At 58.0% G+C, this 11086-nt stretch carries 10 protein-coding genes and 3 tRNA genes; 7 read left to right on the top strand and 6 right to left on the bottom strand.

The genetic code is table 11. The features are described 5' to 3' along the window. Positions 1 to 75: 75 nt before the first annotated feature. The 3 genes from QUG01_RS19490 to phaR form a co-directional block, all read right to left on the bottom strand. A complete protein-coding gene (locus tag QUG01_RS19490; RefSeq protein ID WP_500831537.1) occupies positions 76 to 699 on the bottom strand; it encodes a linear amide C-N hydrolase in 624 nt (207 codons plus the stop codon). A 667-nt stretch (positions 700 to 1366) separates the two neighbouring features. Next, entirely contained in the window at positions 1367 to 2665 is a 1299-nt protein-coding gene (locus QUG01_RS19485) for a class I SAM-dependent methyltransferase (protein WP_500831536.1), read from the bottom strand. A 98-nt stretch (positions 2666 to 2763) separates the two neighbouring features. Continuing rightward, positions 2764 to 3330: a polyhydroxyalkanoate synthesis repressor PhaR gene (phaR, locus tag QUG01_RS19480; RefSeq protein ID WP_043626620.1), complete on the bottom strand. Its 567-nt coding sequence runs from the start codon at positions 3328 to 3330 to the stop codon at positions 2764 to 2766. A gap of 187 nt (positions 3331 to 3517) precedes the next feature. On the opposite strand from phaR, the gene QUG01_RS19475 reads away from it, so the two are divergent. Continuing rightward, positions 3518 to 4072 (top strand): phasin family protein, encoded by a 555-nt coding sequence (locus tag QUG01_RS19475; protein WP_043626618.1) that lies wholly within the window; start codon positions 3518 to 3520, stop codon positions 4070 to 4072. Positions 4073 to 4202: 130 nt separating this feature from the next. Continuing rightward, positions 4203 to 5336, top strand: coding sequence for a M14 family metallopeptidase (locus tag QUG01_RS19470; protein ID WP_500831535.1), 1134 nt, complete (start codon positions 4203 to 4205; stop codon positions 5334 to 5336). Positions 5337 to 5400: 64 nt separating this feature from the next. On the opposite strand, the gene QUG01_RS19465 is transcribed toward QUG01_RS19470, so the two are convergent. The 3 genes from QUG01_RS19465 to ygfZ form a co-directional block, all read right to left on the bottom strand. Continuing rightward, positions 5401 to 7119: a cyclic-di-GMP receptor FimW-related protein gene (locus tag QUG01_RS19465; RefSeq protein ID WP_500831534.1), complete on the bottom strand. Its 1719-nt coding sequence runs from the start codon at positions 7117 to 7119 to the stop codon at positions 5401 to 5403. 262 nt (positions 7120 to 7381) lie between these two features. Then, positions 7382 to 7687 (bottom strand): H-NS histone family protein, encoded by a 306-nt coding sequence (locus tag QUG01_RS19460; RefSeq protein ID WP_043626609.1) that lies wholly within the window; start codon positions 7685 to 7687, stop codon positions 7382 to 7384. 100 nt (positions 7688 to 7787) lie between these two features. After that, entirely contained in the window at positions 7788 to 8822 is a 1035-nt protein-coding gene (ygfZ, locus tag QUG01_RS19455) for a CAF17-like 4Fe-4S cluster assembly/insertion protein YgfZ (protein ID WP_500831533.1), read from the bottom strand. A gap of 218 nt (positions 8823 to 9040) precedes the next feature. On the opposite strand from ygfZ, the gene QUG01_RS19450 reads away from it, so the two are divergent. The 5 genes from QUG01_RS19450 to mscL all read left to right on the top strand — a co-directional run bounded on the left by QUG01_RS19450 (position 9041) and on the right by mscL (position 10798). Then, positions 9041 to 9116 (top strand) — tRNA-Asn (locus QUG01_RS19450). A 30-nt stretch (positions 9117 to 9146) separates the two neighbouring features. After that, positions 9147 to 9222: transfer RNA gene (locus QUG01_RS19445), tRNA-Asn, on the top strand. A gap of 33 nt (positions 9223 to 9255) precedes the next feature. Further along, a tRNA-Asn gene (locus QUG01_RS19440) sits at positions 9256 to 9331 on the top strand. A gap of 86 nt (positions 9332 to 9417) precedes the next feature. Then, positions 9418 to 10275: a DMT family transporter gene (locus QUG01_RS19435; protein WP_500831532.1), complete on the top strand. Its 858-nt coding sequence runs from the start codon at positions 9418 to 9420 to the stop codon at positions 10273 to 10275. Between the two features lie 58 nt (positions 10276 to 10333). Continuing rightward, entirely contained in the window at positions 10334 to 10798 is a 465-nt protein-coding gene (gene mscL, locus QUG01_RS19430) for a large-conductance mechanosensitive channel protein MscL (protein WP_043626605.1), read from the top strand. Positions 10799 to 11086 lie beyond the last annotated feature (288 nt).

The raw sequence follows: 11086 nt of genomic DNA, 5'->3' as shown, positions 1-11086 counted from the left end.
ACTGGGTATCCATCATCACGCTCCTGGTGAGAGGCTTACTTCAGTATAGTTACCAACTTGTAATTGGGACATAGCCTATTCAAAAGCCAATTGTTGATCGTAACGTGGCTCATTAGTCATCACCGTGTACTGTCGGCCATGATGTACAAACAACTCACCGTCCAAATATTCGAAAATTGCCGAATCTCCACCAGAATCAGAAATTGCCAAGTGCAAGGCAGCCTGGAAATTATGCGGCAAATCTACTCCAACCAGCTGAAAAGGCTTTTCTTTTAAAGCCTTGACTGCCTCATCAACCGTAGCATATTGATCCAAAACATATTGAGCCCACCCCACCACTGACAAACCTGGTCGCTCAGGATCACGCTTGCCATATTGAGCATCCCCTAGGTAAAGCAGGTTTGCAACAAGGCCTTTCTCGTTAATACCATCTGCACTGGCTTTATCATAACCAGCGGCAACAACACTGCCATACTTTGAAGTCCAGCTCAAAGGATTGACCTTTGCAGCGCCGCTACGTCTCAAACCCGCAGGAAAAACCCAAAGATTAGTGTCTACTGGTTTCATCCAGTCCATGCTGCGGCCTGTAATCACCATATTTTCCGGGCCAAGGTATGTCACCCTGGAGCAAGCATCCACCACTCCCGAAAAAGAAGAAAGTAAAGCTGCAAATGTCAACAAGCATGCATAGCGATTCATATCATCCCCCAGCGGAATGGATTAAAAATGATTCCCGCCATAGCAATGTTAGTACGAAAAAAAGAAAGTGCAACAAACAACAGTGGGCAATATTCTTTAAAGAATAATACTTATTAGTACATTTACACAAAGAAATAATTCATTTTACTTTTGTGAAATAAAATAAATTAACTTGAAACAACGAAAAACCAGCTAAACCTTACTGATCCAGATAAACTCTCAATTAATATCACTCAGTACAATCACAATACACAAAATAACACAACCCATTGAATTTAAATACAACCCCATAAAGAACCAGTCACCCCACTCAACCAGCCCAGCGATACGAAACCAACACGAGGAGTTTTATTCATAGCGAGTGCGCGAAAAACGAAAAACGCGAAAGTATACAGCGATTTACGCTTTCGTGATCAAAACTATCATCGCGGACACGCGCGCCATCCACGGCAACGGGATGCGCCTGCAGCGCTTAAGCGATGACAGACCCATTCGCCGTCTCGCCGGCACAACATCAACTTCGACTGGCGAGGCCGGCCCGACTGTCGTTATCCCGGCACATCCACCCTATCGCATCCTTCTGCTTGCCAGACCGCCCGCCGGGAACGCGCCGGGCGGGCGTCCTCGCCACGCAACACGCATGAAGGGGACATTGCCGCGTCTCCCCTTATCCCTCCGCGGCGTCCCGCAGCGCGCAAACAAACTCCCCCATCACCGGGCATCCCGCCTCATCCCGAACCGGCAGCCGCTCCCGCGTCAGCACTCGCCAGTTGCCCGCCAGCAAACGGTCCAGATAGCCGGGGTGATGGCGATAGCGTCCGCTATGGTGCAGCCGGTAGTCGTGTGGATCATCCTCCTGCATTTCCGTGCAGAACAGCAGCAGGCCTCCGGGATTCAAAGACGCGGCGCATAAATCGAACAATCGATCCAGCGCGCCCAGATACGGCAAGGTATCCAGGCAGGAGATCAGGTCGTAGCCGCGCGGCCCCAATCGCAGATGGTCCAGCATATCGGCCTGATGCAAGTTATCGAACAGTTGCTTGGCGCGAGCGTGTTCCAACATGCCTTCACTCAGGTCCACGCCGTCCAGGCGGCGGGCATACGGCCTCAGGACCACGCCGATGAGGCCGGTGCCGCAGCCCAGATCCAGCACGGTACGCGAAGCCGGCGCGATGGCGAGGCGGGCCAGGCAATCAGCCACCCATTGCGGCCCGTGATAACGAAGACGGGCCAAGGCCTGATCAAAGCCGGCGGCCGCCGCGTTAAATGCCTGGCCGACATAAGCATCGGAACAGCCTGGGGGCATATCGCCCTTCCCAAACGCCGCCAGCATGTGCAAGGCCACCGGATGGTCCGGCTGCTGAGCCAGCCAGCTCTCTGCCATGGCCCGCGCCTGATCCCGGCGGCCCAGTTCACACCAGGCCTGGGCCACGGCGATCGGCGTCATCTTGCCTGGCGGCTCCGCCAATACGCCCTGCGCGTTGCTGCGCCTGGCTTCCGCATACCGCTGCTGCGGCAGCAGCGCGTCGCGCAATAGGTAATAGGCGTCGGGGCATTGCGGATCGAGCAAGACTGCCTGCCGCAACGCGTGCTCCGCCTCCCCATCCTGCCCCGCCTGCGTCAGCAAGGCCCCCAGATGTGTCCAGTAGCAATAACGCGAAGGGTCCAGCGCAATAGCCGTCCGCAAAGCGGCGATGGCCTCGTCGCTCCTGTGCAGGCGCGCGCTGGCCAGGCCCAGGTTGAAATGCCACTCCGCGTGCGAGCCGTCGCTTGCCACGGCGCGCGACAGCAAGGCATAGGCGTCTGCCAAGCGGTCTTGCTGGAGCAACAGAAAACCCAGCCAATGGCTGGCCGCCACGCCCACCGCTTCGTCGCCAAGCAAGGCGCGGTAGGCCGCCTCCGCAGCGGCAGCCTCGCCCGCCACGTGCAGCCGCTGCGCTTGCCGCAATGCGTGTTCGCTCGTCATTCACACCTTGCCATGCGCGAAAAAATAAAGCCGAAGGCGAAACCGCCTCCGGCTTGTTGCTTAGGCCTGCCAGGCAATGGAGCGCCCGTCCCGTTCGCTCAGGATTTGTCTTTGTCCTTTTCTTCGGCGCCCGGATAAGCCGGGAAGCCGAAACCGCCGAACAGCTGTTTGGTCTGCTCCTGCATGCGGTTCTGCATTTCCAGGAACATGCCTGTGCTTTGCTCCATGTAGTTGGCCATCATGTTCTGGATAGCCGGCCCCTGCAGCTTCATGAACTCGCCCCACAGCGGAGTGTTGAGCATGGCGTTGTCGCCGTAAATGGCGCGGGTCTGCTCCTGCATCTTTTGTTGCAGCTGCGAGAACAATTGCAGATTCTTTTCCAGGAACGGGCCCATCATGCCCTGCATGGCCTGGCCATAATAACGGATGAACTGAGTCAGCACTTCGTAGCTGAACATCGGCATCCCGCCGTTTTCCTCTTCCAGAATGATCTGCAGCAATACGCTGCGGGTAATGTCTTCCTGCGTCTTGGCATCCACTACCTGGATATCCACATTGTCCAGAACCAGCTGCTTGACATCGCCCAGCGTGATGTAGGAACTGGTGGCGGTATCGTACAGTCTACGGTTCGGGTACTTCTTGATGACCCGTTTCTCAACACTCATTTAACGCTCCTGGTTATTGTCGTGGCGTTGTCCGCTGGCAATCTAACATAAATACAACAGAGTAGAGCAAATCTACTACCAATCCACCAACTCGTGTGCTACATTTCGTCGTCATTGTGCAATGCACAATCCACCCAAGCACAGCAATCGTTCGACCCCATTTTCCACGTAATGGAGGTTTTACACCATGTCCTTAAACAATGAACAGCTGAACAAACTGTCGCTGACCGGCATCGAGTCCTCTCTGCGCTTCGCCCAGATCGCGCTGGACAGCGCCGAACGCCTGGTCAAGCTGCAACTGGACGTTTCCAAGCAATCCCTGGAAGACCACACCAAGGCTGCCAAGCAGCTGGGCGAATTCAAGGATCCGCAGGAAGCCGTCAACCACTTCAACAAGCTGGCCACCCAGAACATCGACAAGGCCGTCAGCCACTCCCGCAACGTGTATGAAGTCGTCTCCGCGGCGCAAAGCGAGCTGAGCAAGCTGGTGGAAGAGAGCGTTGGCCTGTACAACAAGTCGCTGATCAACTCGATCGAGTCGTTCGCCAAGAACGCGCCGGCCGGTTCCGACGCCACCCTGAACGCCGTCAAGACCTCGGTTGCCGCCGCCGCCGCCGCCGTCAACACCTTCAGCAAGGCTGCCCAGCAAGTGGCCGAATTCACCGACAGCAGCGTCAAGGCCGCGACCAGCGCCACTGCCGACGCGGTGAAGAACTCCGCCAAGCGCGGCGCTACCGTCTGAAAGATGGCGTGAAGCCATAGCCAACCCCGCCCTTGCCGGCGGGGTTTTTGCTTTAACGGATGCGCGCGGCCCCGCTACGGGGTTACAATCGCGCTTTACAGAGATTGTGCAAGCACCACGGGTTCCCCTCATGAAGATCAGCAGCAACTTCGACGCCGGCAGCATCGAGATCGTCTCCTCAGACAACCTTGACGACATCCAACTGCGCATCCGCCGCGACAATGCGGCAGAGTTCGCGCAATGGTTCTACTTCCGCGTACAAGGCGCTGCCTACCAACACTGCACCTTCCGCTTCCTGAACGCCGCCGAATGCGCCTACCCGCAAGGCTGGGTGGACTATCAGGCGATGGCCTCGTACGACCGCATCAACTGGTTCCGCGTGCCGACGCGCTACGAAGACGGCGTGATGGTGATCGAACATGTGCCGCTGTCCGGCAGCATCTACTATGCCTACTTCGAGCCTTACTCCTACGAGCAGCACCTGAACCTGATCGGCCAGGCGCAAGGCTCGGGCCTGTGCCAGGTCACCGACCTCGGCTCCACCGTTCAGGGCCGCGACATGAATCTGCTGACCATAGGCCACGAAGTGGAGTCCGATCTGAAGATCTGGATCACCGCGCGCCAGCACCCCGGCGAAACCATGGCCGAGTGGTTCATCGAAGGTTTGCTGAACCGCCTGCTGGATCCGCAAGACCCGACCAGCCGCGCCTTGCTGGACCGCGCCACCTTCTACGTGGTGCCGAACATGAACCCGGACGGATCGGTGCTGGGCAATCTGCGCACCAATGCGGCCGGCGCCAACCTGAACCGCGAATGGTCGAATCCCAGCCCGGAAACCAGCCCGGAAGTGCTGGTGGTGCGCGAAAAAATGCTGGAAACCGGCGTGGATCTGTTCCTGGACATCCACGGCGATGAAAACATCCCTTACGTGTTCCTGGCCGGCACCGAAGGCGTGCCGTCCTGGAACGAGCGGCTGGAAAAGCTGGCGGACAGCTTCCGCCACCACTTCCTGCTGGCCAGCCCCGACTTCCAGACCGAGCACGGCTACCCGCGCAATGAGCCGGGCAAGGCCAATATGGGCATCGCCACCAACTGGATTTGCGAACAGTTCGGCTGCTTAGCCTTCACGCTGGAAATGCCGTTCAAGGACAACAACAACCTGCTGGACGACGATTTCGGCTGGAGCGGCCAGCGCAGCCTGCGCCTGGGCGAAGCGGCGCTATCGCCGATCTACGCCATCCTGAACGATCTGGAACGCAGCTAACACGCCCTGCATGCGCAAAAAAGCCGGCTAACGCCGGCTTTTTGCATGATGGCCTTCGCGAACCTCACAGCACGACAGGCAGCTTCTCCAAGGTTTTGATCAGCTCCACCTCCGCCATGCACCAGTCGCGGCCCTTCTCCATCACCTTGCCCAGCGCGATCTGGAAATGCTTGCCGCGCACAGTCATATAAAACTGCTTGTCCAACATATACAGCGAAACCGGCAGGATCAGCGCATTGATCAACTTGTCCGCGCGCCGATACGGCATGAACAAGCTGATATGACCAGCCAGCCAGACCTGATCCGGCGGCAGCGTCGGATCGATCAGCCGCGCATCCGTCGGACGCAGCGATGCGGCCAGCGGACGCGTGGTCAAGGTCTCAACCCCCAGATAAATCCGTTCGCGGCTGGTGCGCCGCACCCGGCGGATAATGCCCAGGCTCCAGCCATCGGCGTCGGGTTCGCGATAACCGATCAGACCGCCCAAAGCCACCCACTCATTGCCCATGACATCGAGGGAAACGCCTAGGCCGGTCTGGCTGATGTTCTCCAGCGACCATTTGGGAAACTGCGGCGGCGGCGGCTCAACCGTCTCTCCCGACAACGCCAAGGCTCTGGCAGGCTGCGGCGATACCGACTTGTCGCGTTTCCGGCTGGTGACGAAACCATAGATCCGGATATTGGCGGCGTCTTCGTAGCTGTCCTTGTCGCCGACGCGGGTCGTCTGCGCCGCCTCGTCGTCCGGCTTGCGCACCAGTTTGTGCAGCATGGTCAGCCGATGCGCCACCTCCACCTGCCGATTGCTGACAACCTTGCGCTCGGCGCGAGCAAACAGCACCGGCTTGACCGCCCATATCCGCATCAAGGTTCTGAGCAGGACGGCGTCGATCCCCGGCACGATCAACGATTTCAATTCCGCCGGCACGCGGCCAGCCTCCATCGTAATCGCCCAGTGATGCAAGGTTTCTACCAGCTCTGTGGTATGCCAATAACGCGTCCACTCATTGGCGCTGATGCCGCTTGGCCGTTCGGCCGGTTTGGAATCGTTCAACTGAATGGCGAAACTGGCTTCGGCAAAATAGGTTTTGCTCAGCGTCATCCTATTGCTCAGCAAACACAATAGCTGATAAGAGAAATGGATCTGTTTGGCGGTGAGATTGCCATCGCTGAGCATGGACAGCATTTGCAACACCAGATACTGATCCTGCACCGTCGTGGCAAGGGCTTTTTCATCAAACAAAAACACCGGCTGAGCATCCAAACCACGCTGCTCCGCCAGGCGGTACAGCTGATTCACATTTAGCCAAAATACCTCATCCGGCTGAAAGTTCCGGATGTACTGCCACCTGGCATACTCAAGCAGATAATAAAAAATCCGCGCCAACACCAAAGGCAGATGACTCGCGGTCCCGCCTGCCTCCGGGCCATCATCCACAGCCGGCAATGCATATTGATAAAAATCGGTGAATTTTTGGCCGTAATTCAGTATCTGGGCGCGCAGCTGGCTTTCCAACACCTTGGGCATTCGCGCATTCATCAGGTATTGCGCGCACAGGCTGTCATGCAAAGGCTGCGTTTCCTGATTCAACATCAGCACCGCCTCCAGCAGCTCCACGGACAACGTCTGGGAGGATAGGCTGAGTCCGCTCAGCAGCTCCACCGCCTTGTCATGCGCGGCAGGGCCGTACTCCTGCTTCAACGCTTCAACATGCGCCTTGGCCGCCTCCGCGTTCGCCATCGGATCCGGCTTGCCCTTGCCCCCCCTTGAAAAGAAATCCAGCATGCTCCCGTCCAGTCCCCTGAAGCCGTCAAAAAACCACGATATGACTCTATACTACTAGATTTATAGCCAGACTGGCGCGGTTGCTGCAAAGCGCAGCCGCGGCTTGTCTGCGCTTGATTGCACTCATGAAATGATAATTAAGCATTGACGACATCCCCCCGGCATCGGCAAAAGCATTTGCCGCTGGCAACGGCTTGCATGCCGCGATGCAAAATAAAAAGCGCCATAAAGGCGCTTTTTTACCGAGCCGGAAATCAGCTTATCAGATAACCAGATCTTCCAGGGACTTGCCGCTATCGATCCAGGCCTGCACCCAAGCCGGCTTGCGGCCACGGCCAGTCCAGGTCAGTTCGGCGCTTTGCGGATGGCGGTACTTTGCCTCAACCGGCTTGCGCACGACAACGGCTTTGCTCAGCACTTCTTCGACGCTCAAACCGTAGGCGCGGGCCAGCTCGATAATCTGTTTCTTGGCCTTGGCCTTTTCTTCCACCTCGCGGCGCTTGATTTCGTTTTCTACTTCGCCCTTAAGCGCAACCAGTTCGGTAAAGTCGAGTTTCGACAGATCCATGAGATGTTCCCTTGATGATTATTGATTTACCCATTACAGGGTGTAATGTAGCCAATACAATTGGCACAAGTCAAGGATCAAAAAGAAAACAAAATCTCCATTATTCGGCTATGGGATCAATCGAATAGGGTAAATCCAGTTTTCGCAGCGCAATTGCATGCGCCTCATCGCCAAATACACCGGCACCCCAAGTTTGCGATTGCACCACCGCCAAGCCCAAATACCCGGACGCTTCCACTTGGCACACGCCTGCCAGCATACCAATCGATTGCTCGGGCAAGTCCGGGCTATATAATTTGCTGCCGACAGTCAGCGGTTGATCGAACGCCACCAGAAACATCCGGCGTTTCATTTTTCCCAGATACTGGCTGCGCGCGACTATTTCCTGCCCGGGATAGCATCCTTTCTTGAAGTTGACCGCGCCGATCAACTCCATATTGGCCATCTGGGGCACAAATTGCTCCTGGGTCTCGCCCGTCACCCAAGCGATGCCGGCCCGAATATCATGCAGCGTCCAGACTGCCGGCGATACTGCAACGACATTCTCCAGCTTGGAAATATCGCTCTCCAAACCGCCGCCGCGACGCAGCGCCAGCAAATAGCCGTCATGCGGCAAGCGCAACAGCGCGCCATCATCCTGCTCGGCTACCCGCATTTGCTCCAGATTGGCCGCTTCGGCAAAATGCGGCTGCAATATATGGGCCGCCTGCGGTCCGGACATGCCCAGAACAAACCACTCCTCGTCCATGGTGATTTTGACCTTGGAGCGCAGGACGAACATCGTCAGCCGCTTGGCGATAGCCGGCGCGATATCGGCCGATACCATCAGGTAATAAGCATTGCCGCGCCGCCAGATCAAAAAGCTGGCCAACATCCGGCCTTTGGCGGTTGAATAGGTGCTGTATTGCGCCTCGCCTGGCTGAACCTGGCGGATATCATTGGACAGCTGCCCCTGTAAAAAAGCCTCGGCGTCTTCGCCTTCCACTCTGAGCAATACAAAATTGTCCAAAGGCGCCAGCACGGTTTCCCGCTCCAGCGCGGCCACTTGCCGCAAATGCGCCTCAATCGGTTGCTGACCTTGCTCGTCGAGGTTTACGCCTTTTTGACGCAGCCACTGTTGCCAGAATGCATACATGCCGTCGCTCCCTAATTGAAATCAATGTGCGATCTTACCGCCAGCGGCACTCAGTCGCCAGCCGTTGCCACGCCTTCGTTTGATGCGTCGAGAAAATATCTTTTCGCAACAATCGCCTAGCGGCGGCTGCCGTCGCTCCCCCTGGAATCTCGCAAAAAAACCGCCGCCAAGCATTGACACGCCAGCCGGCCTCCGTATATAGTTCGCCCTCACTCAATTCCCCGATAGCTCAGTCGGTAGAGCGACGGACTGTTAATCCGCAGGTCGCAGGTTCGAGCCCTGCTCGGGGAGCCAATTCACTTTGGCTCAATTGAGTTCATGTGTTCCCTGATAGCTCAGTCGGTAGAGCGACGGACTGTTAATCCGCAGGTCGCAGGTTCGAGCCCTGCTCGGGGAGCCACACCGCCACCCGGCGCCCAATTCAAAGTTTTGTTCCCTGATAGCTCAGTCGGTAGAGCGACGGACTGTTAATCCGCAGGTCGCAGGTTCGAGCCCTGCTCGGGGAGCCAGAATACGACGAAGCCGCAGCTTATGCTGCGGCTTTTTCGTTTGGCATTTCCCCCTTACAATCGTCTCCAAGCCAACTGGAGAAACGATGCCTCGCCACCCCACCCTACTTGCCGCCGGCGCCATCCTGCTATGGGCCTCGCTCGCCACCCTGGGCGCGCTGACCCGCTCGCTGCCGCCATTCTTCGTGGTCGGCATCTGCTTGTGCATAGGCAGCCTGCTGTCACTGCACCGGATACGCGACTGGAAAGTCGCGCCAGCCACGCTGCTCGTCGGCGTATACGGCCTGTTCGGCTACCACTTCCTGCTGTTCTTCGCCTTTCGCCTGGCGCCGGCCCTGGAAGCCAATCTGCTCAACTATCTATGGCCCTTGCTGATCGTCACGCTGTCGCCGCTGCTGATTCCCGGCACGCAACTGACGCGCCGCCACATTGCCGGTGGCCTGCTCGGTTTTGTCGGCGCGGCGCTGATCGTCACCGGCGGCAAACTATCGCTATCGCAGCAATATCTGCCAGGCTATCTGCTGGCCATCGCCGCGGCAGTGGTCTGGTCAACCTTCAGCCTGCTGCTGAAGCGGCTGCCCAGCTTCCCAAGCAGCGCCATGGGCGGATTCTGCCTGCTGTCCGGATTGCTGTCGCTGGCTTGCCACGCGCTGTTCGAGCCGGCCGCGCGGCCGGATGCCGCGCAATGGGCCACCCTGCTATTGCTGGGTCTGGGTCCGATGGGCGGCGCATTCTTCCTATGGGAACGCGCGCTGCGCCACGGCGATCCGCGCCGCATCGGCTCGCTGTCCTATGCCACGCCGCTGCTGTCCACCCTGCTGCTGACCGCCAGCGGCCGCGGCGAGCTGAATCAACTAGCGCTGCTGGCCATCCTGCTGATTCTGGGCGGCGCATTGCTGGGCACGCTGCCGGAACGGCCCGCGCCAAAAGCCCAGCCGCTGTAGCCATACCAAGAAAATACTGAAAAAGTTATAATTACAGGTATCAAATAAAGGAAAAGCCATGTCCGTACTGAAGGAGTTCAAGGAATTCGCCGTCAAAGGCAATGTGATCGATCTGGCCGTCGGCGTGGTGATCGGCGGCGCATTCGGCTCCATCGTCAAATCGCTGGTGGACGATGTGATCATGCCGCCTATCGGCCTGCTGGTCGGCAACGTCGACTTTTCCAACCTGTTCTTCGTGCTGAAGGACGGCGCCAAGCAGGCCGGGCCGTATGTTTCGGTTGCGGCGGCCAAGCAAGCCGGCGCGGTTACCCTGAACCTGGGCCTGTTCATCAACTCGCTAGTCAGCTTCACCATCGTCGCCTTTGCCATCTTCATGCTGGTCAAGGCCATCAACCGGCTCAAGCGTGAACAACCCGCGGCGGACGCGCCGCCGGCACCCGCGACCAAGGAATGCCGCTACTGCCTGTCCGCCATTCCGGAGAAAGCCACGCGCTGCCCCTGCTGCACCTCGCAGCTGGATTAAGGCCCGCCAATCCCCCCTCCCCGATCCTGCGTTGCGCCTTCTTGCCGCGCTGGTTGTACTGTCTGCGTCGGCGCGCTTTGGATCAGGGTCTCCAACGAGGTTTTGCTAGGGGCTGTTGACGTTTGGTGAGCGGTCGCGCCGGGATGCGTTTTGTGCCGAATCGAGGCGTTTCGCGTGCCGCATAGTCATTCTCTGCCAGCGCGGAACAACAAAGAGTCGGCGCGAAAGGCGCCCGGCCCTGCGGGTTTGGCCGCTTTGGGCCGGAAGCCACGTTGCCCAGCCCTTGCA

Source organism: Chromobacterium sp. CCUG 76385, assembly GCF_059916625.1.
The sequence above is the reverse complement of the archived record's forward strand: the minus strand, read 5'-3'. Positions and strand labels throughout refer to the sequence as shown.

Coding starts and splice junctions, on each gene's coding strand:
- QUG01_RS19490 (WP_500831537.1), bottom strand. CDS start 699: ATGAATCGCTATGCATGCTTGTTGACATTTGCAGCTTTACTTTCTTCT.
- QUG01_RS19485 (WP_500831536.1), bottom strand. CDS start 2,665: ATGACGAGCGAACACGCATTGCGGCAAGCGCAGCGGCTGCACGTGGCG.
- phaR (WP_043626620.1), bottom strand. CDS start 3,330: ATGAGTGTTGAGAAACGGGTCATCAAGAAGTACCCGAACCGTAGACTG.
- QUG01_RS19475 (WP_043626618.1), top strand. CDS start 3,518: ATGTCCTTAAACAATGAACAGCTGAACAAACTGTCGCTGACCGGCATC.
- QUG01_RS19470 (WP_500831535.1), top strand. CDS start 4,203: ATGAAGATCAGCAGCAACTTCGACGCCGGCAGCATCGAGATCGTCTCC.
- QUG01_RS19465 (WP_500831534.1), bottom strand. CDS start 7,119: ATGCTGGATTTCTTTTCAAGGGGGGGCAAGGGCAAGCCGGATCCGATG.
- QUG01_RS19460 (WP_043626609.1), bottom strand. CDS start 7,687: ATGGATCTGTCGAAACTCGACTTTACCGAACTGGTTGCGCTTAAGGGC.
- ygfZ (WP_500831533.1), bottom strand. CDS start 8,822: ATGTATGCATTCTGGCAACAGTGGCTGCGTCAAAAAGGCGTAAACCTC.
- QUG01_RS19435 (WP_500831532.1), top strand. CDS start 9,418: ATGCCTCGCCACCCCACCCTACTTGCCGCCGGCGCCATCCTGCTATGG.
- mscL (WP_043626605.1), top strand. CDS start 10,334: ATGTCCGTACTGAAGGAGTTCAAGGAATTCGCCGTCAAAGGCAATGTG.